The 20,905-nt window shown below is 37.6% G+C and carries 16 protein-coding genes; 3 read left to right on the forward strand and 13 right to left on the reverse strand.

Features of this window, described 5'->3' with window-relative positions:
* Window positions 1–392 precede the first annotated feature (392 nt).
* The gene (locus KSU66_RS08770) at window positions 393–1,835 is read left to right on the forward strand and encodes a TcaA NTF2-like domain-containing protein (protein WP_269051063.1); all 1,443 of its coding nucleotides are present in this window, start codon (window positions 393–395) and stop codon (window positions 1,833–1,835) included.
* A 22-nt stretch (window positions 1,836–1,857) separates the two neighbouring features.
* Complete coding sequence (locus KSU66_RS08775; protein ID WP_269051064.1) at window positions 1,858–2,682, forward strand: hypothetical protein; 825 nt, start codon at window positions 1,858–1,860, stop codon at window positions 2,680–2,682.
* A gap of 75 nt (window positions 2,683–2,757) precedes the next feature.
* On the opposite strand, the gene KSU66_RS08780 is transcribed toward KSU66_RS08775, so the two are convergent.
* The 10 genes from KSU66_RS08780 to KSU66_RS08825 form a co-directional block, all read right to left on the reverse strand.
* Window positions 2,758–3,333 carry an SRPBCC family protein gene (locus KSU66_RS08780; RefSeq protein ID WP_329958792.1) on the reverse strand — a complete coding sequence of 192 codons (576 nt, stop codon included), beginning with the start codon at window positions 3,331–3,333 and terminating at the stop codon, window positions 2,758–2,760.
* Window positions 3,334–3,605: 272 nt separating this feature from the next.
* Window positions 3,606–4,586 carry a glycoside hydrolase family 43 protein gene (locus KSU66_RS08785; RefSeq protein ID WP_269051065.1) on the reverse strand — a complete coding sequence of 327 codons (981 nt, stop codon included), beginning with the start codon at window positions 4,584–4,586 and terminating at the stop codon, window positions 3,606–3,608.
* A complete protein-coding gene (locus KSU66_RS08790) occupies window positions 4,544–6,355 on the reverse strand; it encodes a glycoside hydrolase family 2 protein (RefSeq protein ID WP_269051066.1) in 1,812 nt (603 codons plus the stop codon). Before KSU66_RS08790 ends, KSU66_RS08785 begins: the two co-directional genes overlap by 43 nt.
* A gap of 14 nt (window positions 6,356–6,369) precedes the next feature.
* Window positions 6,370–7,200, reverse strand: a complete 831-nt coding sequence (locus KSU66_RS08795) for a carbohydrate ABC transporter permease (RefSeq protein ID WP_269051067.1) — start codon at window positions 7,198–7,200, stop codon at window positions 6,370–6,372.
* On the reverse strand, window positions 7,197–7,904 hold the full coding sequence (locus tag KSU66_RS08800; RefSeq protein WP_269051068.1) for a carbohydrate ABC transporter permease: 708 nt from the start codon (window positions 7,902–7,904) through the stop codon (window positions 7,197–7,199). Before KSU66_RS08800 ends, KSU66_RS08795 begins: the two co-directional genes overlap by 4 nt.
* Before the next feature lie 448 nt (window positions 7,905–8,352).
* Window positions 8,353–9,609, reverse strand: coding sequence for an extracellular solute-binding protein (locus KSU66_RS08805; protein WP_269051069.1), 1,257 nt, complete (start codon window positions 9,607–9,609; stop codon window positions 8,353–8,355).
* Between the two features lie 164 nt (window positions 9,610–9,773).
* A complete protein-coding gene (locus KSU66_RS08810) occupies window positions 9,774–10,691 on the reverse strand; it encodes an ArsR/SmtB family transcription factor (protein ID WP_269051070.1) in 918 nt (305 codons plus the stop codon).
* A gap of 834 nt (window positions 10,692–11,525) precedes the next feature.
* Complete coding sequence (locus KSU66_RS08815; protein ID WP_269051071.1) at window positions 11,526–12,761, reverse strand: YHYH domain-containing protein; 1,236 nt, start codon at window positions 12,759–12,761, stop codon at window positions 11,526–11,528.
* 189 nt (window positions 12,762–12,950) lie between these two features.
* The gene (locus tag KSU66_RS08820) at window positions 12,951–13,694 is read right to left on the reverse strand and encodes a toxin regulator (protein ID WP_269051072.1); all 744 of its coding nucleotides are present in this window, start codon (window positions 13,692–13,694) and stop codon (window positions 12,951–12,953) included.
* 1,347 nt (window positions 13,695–15,041) lie between these two features.
* Window positions 15,042–15,317: a hypothetical protein gene (locus KSU66_RS08825; protein ID WP_269051073.1), complete on the reverse strand. Its 276-nt coding sequence runs from the start codon at window positions 15,315–15,317 to the stop codon at window positions 15,042–15,044.
* 356 nt (window positions 15,318–15,673) lie between these two features.
* On the opposite strand from KSU66_RS08825, the gene KSU66_RS08830 reads away from it, so the two are divergent.
* Window positions 15,674–15,850: a hypothetical protein gene (locus KSU66_RS08830; RefSeq protein WP_269051074.1), complete on the forward strand. Its 177-nt coding sequence runs from the start codon at window positions 15,674–15,676 to the stop codon at window positions 15,848–15,850.
* A 766-nt stretch (window positions 15,851–16,616) separates the two neighbouring features.
* On the opposite strand, the gene KSU66_RS08835 is transcribed toward KSU66_RS08830, so the two are convergent.
* Genes KSU66_RS08835 through KSU66_RS08845 form a run of 3 tightly spaced genes read right to left on the reverse strand, consistent with a single transcriptional unit; the run spans window position 16,617 to window position 20,867 of the window.
* Window positions 16,617–16,988 carry a carboxymuconolactone decarboxylase family protein gene (locus tag KSU66_RS08835; protein ID WP_269051075.1) on the reverse strand — a complete coding sequence of 124 codons (372 nt, stop codon included), beginning with the start codon at window positions 16,986–16,988 and terminating at the stop codon, window positions 16,617–16,619.
* A 1-nt stretch (window position 16,989) separates the two neighbouring features.
* Window positions 16,990–18,624, reverse strand: a complete 1,635-nt coding sequence (locus tag KSU66_RS08840) for a thiamine pyrophosphate-binding protein (protein ID WP_269051076.1) — start codon at window positions 18,622–18,624, stop codon at window positions 16,990–16,992.
* 29 nt (window positions 18,625–18,653) lie between these two features.
* Complete coding sequence (locus tag KSU66_RS08845; RefSeq protein ID WP_269051077.1) at window positions 18,654–20,867, reverse strand: EAL domain-containing protein; 2,214 nt, start codon at window positions 20,865–20,867, stop codon at window positions 18,654–18,656.
* Window positions 20,868–20,905 lie beyond the last annotated feature (38 nt).

Genomic DNA, 20,905 nt, shown 5'->3' on the forward strand with positions numbered 1-20,905 from the left:
ATTACGTGTTGTAAGGTTGGCATTATTTATTCCCTCTCAATGAATTCGATAGTAAGCTCTACTTTATTCTGTCCTTAATTTAGGAGGGCTATTCTCCACGGGGCTGTCTTTATAAAACAACACTGTCTGTTTGAACGGTAATCAATATCTAATAAGTCGTATACAGCCTCTTCCCTTAGTCCTCGTCCTTATTCTATTATTACTAAAATTCTAGTGTATTATCCTAATTATTTTTCGCATAGACTCCTTAATGCTGGTTCATAACCTAAGTAGTAAAAATCAAGATTCCTGCAATTGTAGATTGCATTTTCAGTAGTCCTATATACACGATACTAATTGCGAAATACCTAGTTAGTTACTTTCCAACCTACTAATATACGAGGGGGATTAATATGAATCAGAAATTTTGTAAAAGTTGCGGGACAACTTTACAAGCAGGTGAGGGATTTTGCCTGCATTGTGGTACGGCGATTATTGCTGCTGATCCGAGTCCACAACCATCCGGGAATGTGCCGAGTAGAACAAAAATGGTTGTAAAGAAAGAACCTTTTTCAAGAAAAAAGAAGGTTTTGATTTCACTCATTACCATACTTGCGGTCATTGCCATTGGCGGCCACTTTGTTTTAATGTATCTAACCGATTCTACAAAGCAGCTACAGGCGATACATAATGCCATTGTCGATGAGAATGGAGAGGCCCTTTCCAAAGAGCTTTCTATCTCTGATGAGACGATATACGATAAGACTAGCTTTGTAAAAAGCTTGAAAAAAAGTGACTTCAAGGCATTAATAGATGACTTATCAAGTTCTATGGACACCGTAAAAGAAAGCGGGCTTACTGCAATTATCGTGGACCAAGATGGAATTGAATTATTTCGAATGAATAGAGAAAAGTTACTATTTTTCTATTCAAATATAATTATTGAGCCTATCACCTATTCAATTCTTGTAAATACCGAGATTCTTGATTCAACACTTGTAATTGCCGGCACAGAATTTAAGTTGGATGGTAAACCAGTTACGATTAACAAAGTAGTACCTACCGACTATGAAATTGTACTTAGCGGAAAAAATCCTTACTTCGAATCTACTGGAAAAGTATTAATTGATAAACCAGCTTTCGCAAAGCCTGTTGAAATAAACTTACCGGCATCTGAGTACTCCGTGTCCTTTGCAGATGCTCCGGCAGACGCTACCTTATTCATTAACGACGTATCTACAAAGAGCTTAGTTAAAGATATTGCCCAAATTAGCCCTATTTTTGAAAACGGCGCTACTTTCCACGCTGTCAGAAAGTTAGAGGATGGTAAATCTGAAAAGTCCGAGGAAATCGTAGATGCTATTGGTAAAACACTATCGTTCAAATTTCCACTTCTTGCAAAAGCCGAAGAAGATGCAGAAAAGAAAGCCGTTGCTGAAGCGGAAAAAATAGAAGTTTCAGCACAACAAGCAGAAATAAATCAAGAAAAAGTACGCGCGGCTTCCTATGTGTATGATGACTTCAGAAATGTATATGAAGATGCGCTAAACTATAAAAGTTTCTCCTCTATTGAATATTACTTATACGGTTCTGGAACGGCATATGAAGAAATGAAAGACTTTATTAAGGGCATTGATGATACGTATTATTCGTATAACTTTATTACAAACGAAGTAAAGAGCGGAGAAGTAATCGATGACTCGATTCATCTTAATGTGTTTGAAGTGTTTGATTTTGAAAATGAATACGGAGATACTACCCGCTACGAAAGAACAAAAGAATATGTATTTATAGAAGTTTCGCCGGAACAATACGAGATATCAAAGATCAATATTAAGGATACAAAAAAATACTGATACTAAAAGGAGAATAATCGACTTGACTTGTAATAACTGTGGAAATGTACAAGAAAGCGGAAACTTTTGTGGGAAATGCGGTAATGTACTTGCTGTAAACACTGATGACACACCTTCGGAAAAGCAGCATAATGAGATACCTATTGCGGAAGTTTCCCGTACGCAAGAAGAAACAAATCCTAAATTTGATAAAGTAAAAGATTCTTCTACACAATATTTTGCGTACTTTAAGAAACACCTTAAAAATCCATCTGCTATATTTACAAACACATCTGGAAATACCTTAAACGGTGTTGTCTCTTGGCTAATTTTTATTGGAATGATTGGAATGATTGCCTATGCTGCAATAGACGTCTTCATTCAATTTATTATTCTACAAGATTTGGATTTCGATGAAGTGTTACCTTCGAATTATTTCATGACCATCTTTACAAGGGCAGCGCTATTTGCAGCCATAATCACAGGAACAATTATCTTTATTTTATTCGGACTCATTAACTTGTTTATTCGCCCAATTACTTTCAAGTGGGTTACTCAAATGTACGGAACGGTTCTAATACCTGCAATTCTTATGTCTGTTGCAACTTGGTTACTGATTTTACTTGGTTCCTATACCGTAGCAACTGTCACCTTCTCCCTTACTTTAAGTATGGTGGTACTTATTTTACCACTCGTGGTTCTGTATCAAACTGCAACAGATACTGAGCCTAAAATTGACCGGGTCCATATTGGGCTCATCTATCTAGGTGCCTACACACTCGCATCGTATATATTATATTTCATCATTTTAGAATCAACATTCGTGAAATTGACGAAGTACGCACAGGAGTTTATGTACTACTTTTAACAAAACCTTTTATAAGGATAGACAATTCTTCTAATACGAAAAACTCAATCGATTTTTTGATTGAGTTTTTTCTTGTTATTTTATTGTTAGTGCAACATAGGAAAAGGTACCTGTGCACGGCTGATTGTGACAAATCAAGGTTTTGAGTGAAAGATCTAATAAGTACGGAATAGTCAGAGTAGTGTCATGCACAGGTACCTCAAAATTAATTTTCTTCGCATGATTTGAAATAAAGCTTCTCATATACCTTTCCAAAAACAATCGATCAGCTACTTTATCCAATACGCCAAAAGGACTGCTATACGTAAAAGTATCCGTCATCATTGTGCCGCCATCACTTTCAATGAACTCATGCGTATGACTAAATGAGTGAAGGGCTCCTTCTATCATCATATCCGTGAAAGTATATGGTTTTTCCATCTCGATGATTTTAGTTGTTATGTGTTGTTTAATACCGAAATTTTTCGTTTCCCAAGTGACTGAGTCGGCGTTTTCCATTATCCCCACAGTGACGCCGTCAACTGCTATTTGCACCTTCAATAAATGTTTACCTTCGGGTACTTCAACCGTTCTTGCCAGGTCGAAGCACAGTTCGATTGGTGCCACTATGAAGATTAGCTTTATATTGTCGGCATTATTTGTTCCTTTCAATAATGCGGCCGTCTCTTTGAAAAGATAGTTTTCACCTTCATTTTATTAGGAATTAGTGAGGCACTAAAATAGAATGGTACTGGATATTTGGATACCTATATAAAAAACGACTGCCCCTAAAATCAGTTATACTGACTTTCTGGACAGTCCTATAGCAAATAAAAGATTGGATAATTGTAAGTCGAAATTCTTCACCCACACAATTTGACAATGAACACGAAATAGTCCCTAGTTAGGTGGCTATTCTTCGGGCCATAGCTTTATTTCATAAGCTATTCATCTAATTTTAGCCCGTTTTCAACTTCTAGTAACTTAATAAATAAAGGTCGTTCTTTTCCATGGGGAGTATCTGGAAAGTGAGTAGATATATACAACCGATCACCTAAACCTCTAAATAAACTTGAATGACCAGAGTTACGGTCCATTAACAACAAATCTTCATGGATCCAAGGCCCATGTATATTTCCAGAGCGAGAGCGAGCTATTGCCACTGTATATCCGCCATAACCTTTATCTCCATAATTGGGGATTGAGTAGCTTGACCATAGTAAGAGCAATTCACCATTCTTTGCCCTATACATAAATGGAGCATCAGTTAAGTAACCTTCTTTTTTAATTCGAGGGTCTCCAAAATAACGGATCCATTTCATGTGCGCAGCATTTAATATTTCGGTTGATTCTCCTAATGACTCTTTCATATCATCCGTTAGGCGGATTGCTTTGATTTTTCCTTCATATTCCTGCGTCCACTCATGGCAGTAAATCATCCAACGAAGACCTTCATCGTCTTCATAGAAAGTCCCATCTAGGCATTCCCACTCTTTCGGAGTTATCGGCCCATTGCTGTGTGGCGTATATGGGCCGGCTGGATGATCCGCTACTAATATTCCTGAGCCTCGGTGTTCCCCGATTCCACCCTTAAAAGTAGCAAACATATAAAACCTTTCATCAATTTCAAATACTTCTGGTGCCCAGTAATGTCTGACACCCCAAAAACCTTTCGGCGGTTGAAAAGCGACATAAGGACCTTCCCAGTTTACTAGGTCTTCCCCAACATATACCTCAAAGACCGGCTCCTGATCACCTATTCCATCTGCAAATGTAGTGCCAAATAGGTAATATTTGTTTTCTTTTACATAGGAGAAAACAAATGGATCTCTCATATGAATATCACTTGTCTTTATCGTCCCTATCGACCTGCTGCCGGTGATCATTCGATGTTCACCGCTTCCAAAATAGTATCTGAATGCCATTGGCAGTTGATTTTTTTGATTTCTTTCAAATCACACTTTGGTTTTCTATCATAAGTTAGGAGTCCATTAATTTCTTGCTCAACGTCAGTTAACTGGGTATAGCAATAACCGTGAAGAATCTTAGAGGAATATACGTGCTTCATAATTCGCTTATAATCCAATAAAAACTCCTCAGGCCCTCCGACTGATGTGTAACCCCAACCCGCATCCTCACCGAACTTATAACCAATTCCACCAAATTCTGTAAGCATAATTGGTTCTCCTGTATATTCGAAGCCGTTAGCATATATTTTCCGTTTAGCTGGCTGGGATTGAAGTATATCTTTACTTGAAAATAATGATTGCTTAAATAGCTCCTGCTTTCCAACTTCCTTATTACTTCCATGGTTATAGTTATGGACAGCACATATATCCGTCTTTGTAAGCTCCCAACCATCGTTTGATATAACTAAGCGAGTTGTGTCAAGTGATTTTACTAAGTGATACATTGCTAGAGAGTGATTTTGCTGTTGTTTATTACTTCTGACGTTTGGAATTCCCCAACTTTCATTGAGTGGTACCCAGGCTACTATCGAAGGATGGTTATAGTCTCTCTCAATAACTTCTATCCATTCACCTGTAAGGCGAGCAGCTGCCTTTTCACTGTACGAAATAGCCGATGCACACTCCCCCCACACTAAAAACCCTAAATGATCAGCCCAATAAAGAAAGCGTGGATCCTCTATTTTTTGGTGCTTTCGACAACCATTGAAGCCCATTTCTTTCGAAAGTTCTATATCTAGCTTAAATGCTTGATCCGATGGAGCTGTAAGCAAACCTTCTGGCCAATATCCCTGATCCAAAACGAGCTTTTGATAATAGGGCTTGTTATTGAGATAAAACATACCATTTTCAGTATGAACTTTTCTCATGCCAAAATATGAATGGACCTCATCGATTAGTAAACTATCTTTTTTCAAGTTTATTTTGCAATTAAATAAGTTAGGATTTTCAGGTGTCCAACACCAACCATCATGATGATAACCGGTACGGAATATTTTATTATTAAAAAGGTCAATCGATCGCTTATTATATTTTTCGTACAGAAAAATAATATCATTTGCAATTATTTCATTCTGAAATGTAATTTCAATCTCAAATTGCTTTCCTGCATAATCACCTTCTACCTCAAATTCAATTTGAATTTCTCCGAGATCAATATTGGGAGTAAATTTAATATTAGAAAGATGAGTAGAATTTACTGATTCCAACCATACTGTCTGCCAAATTCCCGTTGTTCGTGTATACCAAATCGATTCAGATTTTTCCTGCCAGAATTGTTTTCCTCTTGGAATTGTTTCATCTGTTGACGGATCTTCAACTTTTACAGTAACAGTTTCATTGGTCCAATTAAGATAATCTGTTACATCGAATGAGAATGAAACACCTCCGCCTTCATGAAAACCTACTAAGTCTCCATTTACATATACCCATGCACGGTAATCTACTGCACCGAAATGAAGAATAATTCTTTTGCTTTCCCAATTGGATGGTACTGTAAAGTTTCGGCTATACCATACCCAGTCATGGAATGACGGATCGTCTATTCCACTTAATTGGGTTTGGTATGCAAAAGGGACATTAATTTTTCTAGTCAGTTGTGATGGATTTTTATGCCAGCCTAGTTTTGTTCCTTGATTTTGGTCATCAAAGTCAAACTGCCATTCTCCATTTAAATTTAACCAGTCATTTCTTTTTAATTGTGGCCTTGGATATTCATGACGCATCATTTTATATAGCTCCTTTATTTAATTCCTGAATTAGTTACACTTCGCACAAAATATTTATTAGCCATTAAAAAGACGACAATGGCTGGAAGTGTGGCTACAACTGTAGAAGCCATCATTTTGGCTGGATTTACAAAGTTCGATCCCTGTATTAGTGTAGCTATTCCTAAAGTGATTGTCTTCATTTCGTTTGAGTTAACTACAAGTGATGGCCATAAATAGTCATTATAGATGGCCATAAAAGTAATGATCCCTAATGTAGTAGTAACAGGTTTAATCGCCGGGAAAATCACGTGTCTTAAAATCTGCAACTGTGAAGCCCCATCCATATAGGCTGCTTCTTCTAGATCCTTTGGAAATGACAGAAGAAAATTGTAAATGAGAAAGACTCCCATTGTACTAGCAGTGTAAGGAAATATAAGCGGTATAAACGTATCCAATAGATTCATGCTCTTGAAAATATAAAAAGCAGGGAATAAAGTTACGATGCCAGGAATTGTTAGAGCCCCTATTATCATACCGATAATTACCTTCTTACCCGGAACATCTAATCGGGCTAAAGTATAAGCTGCTAAAACATCAATCACAACAACTAATATCGTTCCTATTGCAGTAATGACAGCAGTATTAAATATCCACCTAATTATTGGAGCATCACTCGTTGAGGAAAATATCTCTATATAATTCTGTAAAGTCCATACCTTCGGTAAAATGGCAGCGCTGGACATTGACTCGCTTAAGGTTTTGAAGGATGTAAATATCATCCAAATGAGCGGCAGAAGAAATAAGATAGCAATGAAAATCGCCAGACTAATTACAAATAGATTTTTTATTTGCCGTCTATTCATTTTTTATTCACTTCCTTAAGATCATTCTTTTTATAAGCAAGAAAATACTGCCCAGCAGTAATAAGTAGCATAATTATACCCATTAACACGGCCATTGAGGATCCGATTCCTAGCTGATTCATACTTAGAACAGTTTCTTGGATATTCATTGTTAAAGTAGTGGTCGATTGCTGTGGTCCACCTGTAGTAATAAGCCTCGATTGTCCATAAAGGTTGAAAGATGCTATGACTGTCATTATCACAATAAAGAGAGCAACATTTCGAATTTGAGGCAGCGTAATAAAGAGAAACTTCGAGAAAAAGTTGGCACCATCAAGATCCGCCGCCTCATACAAACTACCATCAACATCATCTAGCGCGTTAATGAATAACATCATATTAAAGCCAATTGTCCACCAAACTGTCGCGACTAAAATAGACAACCATGCATAAGGTTGTTCACTAAGCCAATTTATAGGTTCAATTAATAATCCTGAGGAAACGAGGGTATTATTAATAAAACCTCCATTTTCATTAAACAACCATAAAAATATTGCCGAAACCGCAGTAACAGAAATTGAATACGAAACAAAATATATTGTTCTGAATAGCGGCTTAAGTTTTTCCGGCAAATTATCCAGAACAAGAGCTAAGCCTAATGATACAATCACTAATGGTGGTACGCTTATGAAGACAAACACCAATGTGTTTTTTAATGCTGTCATAAAGTATCCATTATAAAGTGTTCCTGGCGTTAATATATCTATATAATTCTGCAAGCCTACGAATCCATTATTTCCTGATGATAAATTCCAATTATGAAGGCTCACCCATAATCCTAGCAGCATGGGGATACCCCAAAATAATATAAAGCAAAGAACAAAAGGCGAGACCATAATTAAGGCCCAGGTTTTTCTCGACATTCCCTTGTGCATATTTTTTACCTCCATATAAAAGGGACAAAAAAACTTAGATTGCACCTTTTTATCTGACTAATTCGACTTTTACTACAGAAGCTTAGTTTAGTACTTTATTAGTGAAAGAAGTGACGCTAATTTTTACACGTCACTCTTTTAGTAAGATTAATTACTGTTTTGAGACCACAGACTAGTATCATTTATCATTGAAATGATACTAGTGCTTTCACCGATAAACAGACACACTACGCTTTTCTTATGGCTTTGTCTCTGCAACTTGTTTTGCGTTCTTTGTAGCTTTTTCTAGTTCTACCATTAACTTTTCTTTTGTTAATTTTTCGTTAGTAACAAGTTGACTAAATACTTTTTCATTCATGTAACGAATTTGCTCTCCATATAGATAAACCTGAGGAGGGCTTATATATGAATCAAATTGTAATTGATTTTGATAAGCAATTTGGTATTTCTCTTGTTCATTTATTATTTTTTCAATCGTTGGTAAATGTACAGGTGCCTGGCCTCCATCCGCCCAGTGAATCAGATTATCCGGAGTAAACGTATATTTAAGAAATTCCGCAATTCCTTCTAGCTTCTCTTCATCCTTTACTTTCGAAGAGACAGAAAGAATGTGCGCATTTCCAGATGCAGCTTCCTGATTTCCAATTTGTGGAATAGGAGCAACTCCTAGACTATCACCATACTTTTCTTTGGCAGCCCCGTAATACCATGGTCCAGTTAGTGCAACAGCCGTTTGAACAGCTGTACCCGATTCCGCCTCTTTCATAAATGCTTTAAATTCTCCATCAAGACCTAAACCAGACGGGGAAATTTTATCTTTCCAAACCATGTCATGAAACGTCATTAATGCGTCCGCATACTCTGGTTGTGCGAAATTCAGATAATCTCCATCTTGTAAATCAATCCCATTTTGCGCTGCAATCATCAGCATATAAAATTCAACTAATCCAGTTGAAGGTATACCAAGTGCATAAAGATCACTATTTTCAGCATGTAATTTCGAATTTAATGCGACTAAGTCATTATAATTTTTTGGCGCTTCTTGAGTAAGTTCTTCGTTGTAAAACATTGTTAATGGATGGATATCGAGTGGGAACCCGTATAATTTTCCATCAAGCCTAGCCAAGTCGATACCGGCGTTATGAAAATCCGATTCTGATATTCCAGCTTTCTCATATAGAGCATCGACATCTCCAATCAATCCATCGAGTCTATAAGTCTCTAAATTATTTCCATGAATAACTACTAAATCATAATTACTAGATTTAAACTTTGTATAATGCTCTTTTTCCTGACTTTCAACGACTCTGTATTTATCCTGGGATGTATTGAAGCCTTCTGTAATTTCTTTCATGTAGGCTCCGTCACCACCAGTAAATCCATTAATAAATGAAATCTCAATCTTTCCATCTTTTGATTCCGAGGACTGAGATGAGCAGGCACTTAAGGCAATAAGTGCTGATAACGCTACAATAACTAATTTTTTGAACTTCATAATTCTTCCCCCAATGACTTTCATAGTAACAAGTTTAAACTGAATGATAACGCTTTCACTTGCTCCTCTTTATTATTACACTAAAACGTATAGTAAATCAAGTATTTACGTAACAAAAAAACTGACATATTATCTTGCTAGATAATTTTGTCAGCAAATGTCAACTATACAGTTTTCGTGTAATTTATTTTCATAATAATTCCTTGTTCATAATTACCGAATTGAGAACCGAATATGTTCATTCCTCCAGGATTGTAAGCATCCTTCTTCACACCTAACCTTAGTGAGATATAAGGTAATTCCTGTAGCTTTAGATCATCGATTGTGAGGGGAGAAATTTTGACTCCATCTATAAAACTTCCCTCCTTATTAATAGTCCAATACTTCAGTACTCCAAACTGTGTGTTATGTGTCTCCCACCAGTTTGGAGTTAAAAAGCCTCTTTCACCTCCGAAATCACCAGGACTGGTCCAAAAACCGATTTCTGCTCCATTAATCCAGCATGAGATATCAGAGGGCCAATTTTCATTATGATAGGGGGCTTCAGAACACAGTTCAACTGAAAAACTTAACTCCTCAACCGTTGTCCCATAAGGTATCCTATTAGGAAAATGGTACTCGATAAAACCTGATCGGAACCAGATGAGCTGAGCTCTTTTCCTCTCTGGTTCAAAAAATGAACGGGGATCATCAAGTGTATGAATTATTCCTTTATCACTTAATAGTCCACATGTCGGCTCAATTTCACAATGAACGTAATCCCCAATTTCTAGTTCAAACGTTATCATATCTTCTGTAGAATGTATCTTCTCCTCCAAATCTATAATGATTCTGTCATAGCGTTTTGAACTAACTTTTTGATTTCCACGCCCGGGAACAATCTCCGTATTTATTAATCCTGACTCCTCAAGTTTGCTAATGCTGGCTGCTGCCGTAGAAAAAGGTATATTTAGCGCGGCCGATATTTCGTTAACATTTTTCGGACCACCAGTTAATTCTTTTATAATTTCCATTCGGTTTTCATTTGCTAATGCTTTTGTTATTTCAATTGCTTCATGAAGTGTTAGTTGTAATGTCCTCAATTCAGTCTCCTTGTTATTACATGTTTTATTGTAATAGTAATTTTTAATTGAGTTAGACTCAGTGTTCCATCACCCACTATTAGAATAGATGTAGCTCCATCTATTTGTCAATGCTAGGGAATCATAGAATCAATTCAAGTATAGCTAGATGACCATTAGTCAATCAACTTCACATTTGTATGCGGTAGGTTCGGAATAATTGGAAAGTAGGTATTAAACAGAGAGCAACTGTTCTTGCAGAAATATCCTTAAAACATATGAATAATATTTTAAACCAACGAAAGAATATGTTGATACAATGGAAATTCGGCTTAACAAGCTGATGATATGGTCTATTAATGGAAAAAGTAATAAGTATTTGCAGGCTTATAGGTTTTCGAAGCTTGGAAATTTATTTGCTCAGTTATTACTCTGGCAGTCCCCCCTGTTAATTCACTAATATGAATAAAACCAATGGCTTATCGACAAAGCGTTATATTGTGAAAGCACCAATTAGAGGTGGATACTTTTTCTATCAACCAAAATTACTTGATGTTTCATACAGTAACTAACACCATTTTTTTTACCTCAACAAGATAAACCAATCAAAATTTGGATATGATTTGTTAGTTAGTGATAGGTACCTGTGTACGACTGAAGTATGACAATTCAAGGTTTCAAATAATGATTCAAAGAAAAATATAAAAAATATTGACCAGTGTGCTTTCCCATTTCACTTTATATGATTGTAGTATATAGTCTCTATGGTGCTTTCCACAGGCATCCATTTTTAAGCACAAAGATAGCCCCAGCAACACCCTAAGACATTAGTAGCTGGGGCTATAAAATAATATATTAAATCGTTTTCTTCCTCTTCCGTTTCATCAAGAAGTATCCCCCCACAGCCGCGCCGGCAGAGGGTATTCCAATTCCTGCAGTATAGATCATGTTCTTTCGTTTTTCCTCAGCTCTTTTTTCCTGGCCTTCCTCAAACAGTGAATTATACAATGCAGTGGCTTCAGCATTCACTTTAAATTCTTCAGGAATGACATATTCAGCATTTGTACGACCTTCTTCAAAGGCTTTTTCTTTAATTTCCACGGCAATGTCATTGGCTTCATAACCCTCTTTATGCCAATCTTTTAATTCCTGTTGTTCATAGGTCCCTGGTACTTCATACTTCATATTAATAAAAGCAGATTGATGCCCCTCATCTAAAATTTCAGCTTTTAACTTTAACTTTCCTTCTTCATAGCCCTGTTTATAAGAATCAACAAATCGGTCGTCAAGCGAATCTATTGCCAACGCCGTTAAGGCATATCCGTCTTTCTTCCCTAGCGCCAAATGGTTACTTTTTTCTTCTTTCACTCGTTCTTCATTGCCTATCTTATAATGAGACTCGAATGCTTTTTTCAACGTTTCATCCTTGGCAAGATTAGCCGGTACTACCAATTCTGCTAGGGAGTACCCTAATTCATGTCCTGATTGCTCAGAACTATGTATAATCTTTTCATAGTCATATGTTTTGATAAATGCTGCTTTATAGGCGGTATTCCAATCATCTGATTGATCACTGATATACGCAACTTCTTTATCTTTACCATCTCGGTAACTGGTCTTTCCATCCGCTTCACCCGAAGTAGTTCCAGCTAACTTATCTTCATCCCTGATTTTTCTAAGGCCATCATTATAACCTGCTTCGTACCCCGCTGCATATCCTATTTTATATCCTTCATTGCCAGTGGCAGATTTAGGGGTTTGACTTCCTCTGGCATATCCGTCTTCATAGCCAAGTTTCCTTCCTGACTCTCTTCCACTATCAACGTCTTCTTGGGTATATGCAGGCTTTGGAGCTGGTGTGGTAGCGGGTGCACTAGTTTTTCGACTAGTAGTAGCACTGGAACTCGAAGTTGTGCTTTTATTTTTATTGTGAAAATGGTATTCTCCCGTTTTATATCCCCACTTTGCGCAATTCGTCCTACAAGTATGCCCACCGTTCTTATCTGTTCGACCCGGATGTGCCCAAGCATCACCAACAAAAAAGGTAAAACTGAGTAACCCTATAATTAATGCAACTAATAATTTTTTCATCATTCTTCTCCTATATATTAAAGTGTTTTATGTTTTATACAAACCAATAAAATACTCCAACCGCAATATATGCAGTTGAAGCTCGGGCCTTATCACATATTTAAAATCTAGCAGATATTAAATTCAGCTAGATTTTTGTTTGCTTTATGCAAGTGTAAGCATTTTTCAATGCTAGAATCAATCACCAAATTACTGATCAATCTTATCTATTAGTACACTCGGAATCGTAATATTTCCACCGTTAGTAGATTCGTAGGATAACAATCCATTTGATATCCCCATTATCGTAATCACATCATCTTCTAATACCCTTGATTCTACAATATCTGACTCGAATGCCGCGAAAAGAATTGTATCGTAATTATCATTAACTGCAAATCTAATTTGTGTTTCTCCGTCACCTTCAATTACTTGGATTACTTTACCACGGAATTTCACTTTTTCTCCTTCATACTTATCAGGAGTTCTTGCTAGCTGATTAAATGTAATCCCAGTATCATAACCTTTTTTAGCTTCAGCCTCTGCTTTTTTCTTAGCTTCTGCTTCGGCTGCGGCTTCCTTAGCAGCTTTTTCTGCAGCTACCTTTTCAGCCTCTTTTTTGGCTGCGGCGGCTTTCTTTTCTTCAGCTACTTTTTTGGCCTTTTCTTTTGCTTCCGCTTGCTCAATTTTCTCTTTCCGTTCTTTTTCCTTAAGTTCGAACCACGGTTTCGCTTCCTCAATTCTCTCATTCAATTCAACAATCTCAGTATCTTTCTCTTCTATGATTCCCTGTTTCGCTTTAAGCTCGTCCTGTAAAACAGTAATCTCATTCTCTTTTTTACTTACTGCCTTAGCCGATGAACTAGACATAGATGCGATTATGATAATAACAATCAAAATTACTATGCCGCCACCAATTAGATAAGGTTTTTTCAGAATATCCTTTTTCTCCAACTTAACTCCTCCAATAACATATGTAAGACGACTATCCATTACACCATCAGTTTTCATGGCACTAGTAGTGATTAACCTATCAACAATTCAGTAGACACTTGGTCCTAAACGAGTTGAAGATCTTCATGGGTAATATATCCTCAAGTAATTATATAGCACTACCTATCAGCAGGCAAGCCATTTTCAATACTTTTGATGCATAAATTCCATCACACAAAAGTAATTATTACTGATAGATAATATATTTCCCTCTAATTCATTTAGGGCCCAAAAGGTTGTATAAATTGCTCACGCCTTCTACACGAATAGAAATAGCTATCTGAAAAATAACCATTTCTACCAACCTCTTTTCATAAATAAAATACACCCCACTGTATCCTTCCACGAATTAAAAGCCTATATAAAAAATGAACACCCCCAGCTCTATGAAAAAGCTATCGTGCTTATAGCTAAATACCCCTATCGACATACAAGGAATAATATACTTACATTTATAACAACGAGAGGAGATTGAATATGTATTTATTATTAAGTGGGTCACTGTTTCTGATTCTTTCATCTTTAGTGATCAGAGTCGGATTAAACACGGGCATTTTGCTGCGGAACTCCTACTTTAGCTTGCCTAACTTCAACAAGATGAGAGGTAAATTTAAGTGGGTGTACGAGACGTATGGTAAGTGGAAAAATAAAGAGTTATTACGTTGGTACATCGCGACAATTAAAAGAGTGATTCGTTGGCTGAAAACAAGGGGTACATCGTTTCGAAGGCTCAGTATAATCGTATGTAAATGGACAGGTCAAAATGGTACAAGTTTGGGTATTTGTCTTTGCATGCCCCGACAATGCAAAATACCCTCACCAGTGTAGCAAATTCAGCCGAAGGTGAAACGCAATTTGCCCCTACCAATAACCTAAGACTTTAAGAGTATTAAGAATATATATGTCGAGTAGGATCTCGACGGTGTGTCTGTCATCCATTTTTTTAAAAGCAAGCAAGTAATTAAAAGCGTTGTCAAATACAACACAACTATTTGGTGCAAGGTGTTTAAGTGGAGGATATTAGCCTGAGGAATTCAAAATGTCATAGATGTAATTGTAAACGAGAAAAATATGAGAAGGCGATTGAGGAACCGGTGCGAATCAAAAGGCTTTCGAGGATTTAGAGCAGGTCGAAATGTGGGACAACAAAAGATCGATGTTCGTCGACGTACGCGACTACCGCAATAATAAATGAGGAACGGTTTAAATAGTGGAAAGTACCCGTGCGTGGTGGAAATATAAAAATTCAAAGACTTGAATAATACCGTTATGCACAGGTACCAATTTTTCCTCTATAAAAATTTAAAGTTATTTCCGCTTCCGCTTTCTGTTCTTTGGATCCATATACGAATGAAAATAAAGATTATCTGGGAGATCAAACGTAGTCCTTGCTAACTCCATATTCGTATACTGTATCCCATTCCTGATTTCTCCGCCCTTGTACCGGGGATCGATAACCGAGACCGCTCCAAAATTGGCGTGAATCTGTTCTGCTAACCAAACATTCTGTTTGTTTTCTCCAAGCACAAAATGTAACGATGTTTCGATATCTTCAACATCTGCCCAATTTTCTAATGAGTCCATGAGTACGCTCCACTCCCAACTTATGTATACTTAAAGGAATATTCCCGTAATTATCATAGCATATTAAGAGGCAGCCGTGTATGGGTCCGTAACCTCAATTCAAATATTTGAGTTTAATTGAAATAAGGAGTGGACGAAATGTCGATTAACAGTCTTCCCTTTTTACTTTATGCGATATTATTGCATGCACTGAATGCCATCATGCACAAAATCCCAGAATAAAATTAAAACCACTGCATAAGATGTTCATACAGTCCGCAATACTCACGAGTATACTCTTTAGTTTGTATAAAGATATTTTCATGGTAACCTTAGTTAATAGACTTTTACAAAAATGGCGAGAGGAGTTGTAATTAATGACTGATGATCGCAATGAATTACCAACTGGACATGAGAGAAGTTACAGAAGGGGCTATGCAGACGCAATTTCTAAGGATAGGCGGGAAACCAATGATTCAGAAAGGCCAGTTGATTTACCACACGGACATGGAAAGAGCTATGATAAAGGTTATAACGATGGTAAAAAACATTAATCAATAAAATTACCGGTGAATTTATGGTGGGTCCAATTATGAAGGGATTAGTATTCCAATTACTTTTCATTATTTCATTTCTTTGGCCGTCTTATAAAATAGTTGGTTTTCATACTAGTTTACGTTGCTTTTAATACCCAAATCTCGTTGGCTTTTCACCTTTCAAAAGTAAGCGTAAAATAGTTCGCACCAATTTCGGGGTTTCCAATTATTGGGTAACATACTGTGGAAGGTACCCGTAATTTAAATTCGGAAATAGTACCCGGAAAAGTTACCTATCCACGGTGCAATTAATAAACAAAGGGAAACTGACAAAGCGCTATATGTCAGTTTCCCCTTTTCACTTTATACAATTGTAATGTGTAGTCAAAACACTGTTTTGCAGATGTATCTCAAATCTTATTTAGGCTGATAATCTATTCTCTAGACCTACCACTCTAGTTGATTGGAGTGGAAGTCGGCGACTCCAGTGGAATTTAGCGAGCCGAACGACGTAGGGTTCGGTTTGTATAATTTCTGTGCCCTTTACAGAAATTATACATGTACTTGATTTAGACCCCGCAGGAAGAGCCGTCACGAAGAACGGCTTTTGCGACCGAAAAGCGATAGCGTTTGGGAGTACTCTTTTAGCGACGAGGAGACTAACCGCCCGCCACACCGGAAAGCGTCAGGGAAAGATTGAACTGTAACTTTCCGCACTGTCCGACTGGAACGCAAATCAATGCACTTTGTACATTCAAAGTGCTATCTCGTCAGCAACCCAAAATCAATTCTCCTTAAATATCTCCCCAGCCATTCCCATTGCTTGAACAGCCTTTGGAAAGCCTACATATCCAGCGCACTGAATGATGATTTGGGAAATTTCCTCTTTTGTTAACCCTACTCTCAAGGCTGCACGAAAGTGAACTTCAAGCTGCCCAAAAGCGCCTTGTGTGATGAGTGAGGTAATTGTAATGATTTCCCGTTGTTGGAGGGTAAGAGTATTTTTAGTATAAAGGTCTCCAAAACCAAAGGAGACGATCATATTCCATAGGTCTGGTGAGACTTCTTTCATTTGCTCCATCATACTGCGTACTTCCTGGGGAAATAATTCCTCCATTACCTTTAAACCAGCCGTATATCGTTCGTTATTCTCCATCTTATTGCCTCCCCATTGTAGGTGGAATTTCATTTTCATCAACAATCGCTTCAATTAGAATTGGCTTGTTGGTCTTTTCGATCTTAATTAATGCTTTATTAATCATTTCTACTAAATCATTTGGATTATAACATGTGTATGCTTCTAGCCCCATAGATTCCGCAAATTTAGTTGCATCGAGCGGCGTCTCATAAATGCCACCAATCGATGTTCCAATCATTTTTTGCATTCCCTTTTCCACCATATCCAAACGTCCATTATTCAAAACGATGAACAGGACTGCTGAATTATAGTTGTACGCTGTTGAAATTTCCGTTCCGTGCATGAACATACAACCATCCCCAACTAGGCAGATAATCGTTTCCTCTGGCGCAGCTAACTTGGCTCCGATGGAATAACCAATACCGTTCCCCATCGCACCGAAGATATCATCGAAGAAAAATGTCCCTGGTTTGTAAATATCAAAATATTTTATTCCGTAAAATGAATGGCTTCCATCATCACCAAAAATAATCGCGTCTTCTGGAAGTGCATTACGCATTGCCCGTAATACTTGGACTGCAGACATCGGTTCGCCTGGTTCATTGACCTGAAGTTCTTTTTTCTCAATCGGTAATAAATAGGTTTCACTATTTGTTGCCGGAATGTCTTTTAGAATTTCGGTCAAGTTAGACTTAATATCGCCAAGGACAGGCGTAGTGGGTACTTGAACTGTTTTTCCAATATAAGTTGGGTCATAGTCAAAGTGGATGACTTCGTCGGGATACATCTCTACAGATAAGCCAGCCGTCGACATGTCACTTAACTTCGAGCCGATAACAATTAATAAGTCAACACGGTCTCCAAAATACGCGGTTGCTTCCGGCGTACCACCCAAACCAAATGCTCCTAAAGAAAGCGTATGATTCGTTGGGAATGTTCCCTTCCCACCCGGTGTGGTGATGACTGGGATATTCCAATGCTCAGCAAGATGCTGTACTTCTTCATATGCCTTGCTAGAATGAACGCCTTTCCCTAAAAATAGAAGGGGGCGATTTGCCGCATTCAACTTTTCAATAACTTCTGCGTTTCTTGGGGAAATCATTTCATGAGACTCGGGCAAGTCGATTTCAAATGGTTCAATCTCTTCCAGTAAAACATCAAAAGGAATGGATAGATGCACTGGTCCTCTTACACCTGCTACCGCGGTTGCTAGTGCGTGCTCTAAGAAAGGCTGCAGCATGTCTCCACGTTCTACCCGTGCACTGAACTTTGTGACTGATTTGAACATATCCACAAGATCTGTACCAAATATGCTGGAATCCTGTCCCATTGGTTTACCTGTATCTTTCATCGAAGGATGTCCTGTAATGATTAATAGAGGCACATTGGACGCTTTCGCTTGACCAGCTGCTGAAATTAGATTTGTACCTCCTGGACCGGACGTACCCACGGCGACACCCATTTTTCCATTCATCAACGAATAGCCTGTCGCTTCATATCCCGCTGCTGCTTCGTGTTTGCTTAATACGAATTCTAATTCATGGTTCAATATTTCAAATAAGATTGGAGAGACTGCTTTACCCGGAATACCAAATATATGGTTAATTCCCCAATGTTTAAAATTCGCTACTAATACGGATGATATCGTTTTCATGTTGTTATTGTGCTCCCTCTATATCTTTATTATTGAAAATACCTTTTCTCAATTTCCTCTGGTGGAAGTGGTTTGCTGAAGTAATAGCCCTGACTAATATCACAATGATGTTCTTTTAGAAAATTTAGCTGTTCTATTGTTTCGACGCCTTCCGCAATGACTTCCTTTTGAAGATTATGCGCTAACGTAATGATTGCCCTCACAATAAAGGCGTTGTTCTCATCCTTCAGTAATTCGTCGACGAAAGATTTGTCGATTTTAATCGAGTCGATTGGGAAGTTTTTAAGATAATTGAGCGAGCTGTATCCTGTTCCAAAATCATCAATACTGATTCCGATACCGAGCGCTTTTAGCTGTTTCAATACACGAATGGAATAATCGTATTCCATTGCCATATATTCCGTAATCTCCACAACAAAGTACTGCGGATCAAGTCCAGTACGTTCCAATACTTCCTCCACATATGTAATAAGGTTTGTCGTAAGGAATTGCTGTGTAGATAGGTTTATGGACATTTTCAGTGGTTGCATACCTGCATCTTGCCACAATTTGTTCTGGGTACAGGCTTCATTAATGACCCACTCGCCAATTTGGATAATTAAACCGTTTTCTTCTGCTGCTTTGATAAACTTATCGGGATATAAAAGCCCATGTACGGGATGTTGCCAGCGAATTAAAGCTTCATATCCAACCAATTCTCCGGTAAGATTATGAACTTGAGGTTGATAATGAAGTAAAAACTCGTTGTTCTCCAGCGCTTTTCTTAAATCTATCTCAAGGCTGTATTCGTCTTGCATACCCTCTAATAATTTGGATGTGTGAACGACATAACGGTTTTTACCTTGTAATTTCGCTTGGAACATTGCGTTGTCAGCGTAAACCATTAGCTCTTCATATGAAAGTGGATAATCGGGATAAATCGCAATCCCAATGCTTGCTGTCGTATGAATTTCTTTGTTTTTAACAGAAAACGGCTGATCAAACAGACTGAGAATTTCTTCTGCTTTCTTCGTTACGTAATCTGGCTCATCAAAATCGACCAGTAAGAAAATGAATTCGTCTCCACCCATTCGGGCGAGAACTTCATTTTCACCTAGACCATTTGATAAACGCTTACTCACCTCGTCTAAGAGACTGTCCCCGTATGAATGATTAAAATTATCATTAATCACTTTAAAACGATCCAAATCTATGTATATAAGGGCTAACGTACGATGCTCGCCTGTGTGAATCTCCTCGATGATATCTTCTATTTCTTTCTTTATATATCGGCGGTTAGGCAGTTTTGTTAAGTCATCGTGATAGGCCAAGTAGTTATATTGCTCTTGCAATAAATACCGTTCTGAAATATCCCTGAACTGACCGAAAGCACCAATCATCTTGTTCCCTTCGTAAATAGGCTGCGCATCGAATAGGCAGACGACAAGATCGCCGGATTCATCTTCAAACATAAGTTCTTCATTAGTAAATACTATTCCTTGTTCAAGTACTTCTTTGAAATAGTCGCCAGTATGAGGAGATTCACGAATGTTTCTTCCAATGACTAGATTTCGGCTAATACCCGAGACCTTTTGGGCAAAGTCATTAAACTCGGTAGTGATTCCTTTTTCATCTGTAATGACAATTCCATTGCGGGTTCTACTTAACATAATTTGATTGAGAATATCTAGCTTGCTGTTTTGTTTCCTAAGTAATAATTCTCTTTCAATAGAGTCTACCGATTGACTTAACATCGTTAAAAAGAGCGGATTTTGAAACTGAATCGGCATCATGATAGATACGCTTCCTAGTTTTTTGTTTTCATCTCTTATGTAAAACGCTGTTCCGTAACAAGCAATTCCATGAAGAACCTTGTGATAATGTTGGTCGCCAATGAGGCTGATTGGATGCTTCTGTTGCAACGCAAGACTGATCACATTCGTTCCTGTATCTTCTTGAATGAAAAGACTGCCACTTCTAATGCCAAATTGTTCAATTACCGTTTTGCTCGATGCATCTCCTTCAATATTCAAAAGATACCCCTCTGCATCTGAAACAGCTACGAGGATAGGCGTCCCTTTTAAGGAGTCCAGTAACTTATTCGAGAAAAAACTCACAACGGATAATATTTCGCTATAGGTTTCTCTTTTTTCTTTAAACGCTGCTTCGCTTAAAATTTTCTTGGGTCTTGAAGGCTCGTTTGGATTCATCCCTGCCTCTTGACACATTTTCTTAGATGCTGTTATGTAATAAGGTTCTTTCATCTAAACACTCCCTGACTAACTTCTGGATGTTGGTTATT

Source organism: Sporosarcina sp. G11-34 (assembly GCF_026931025.1).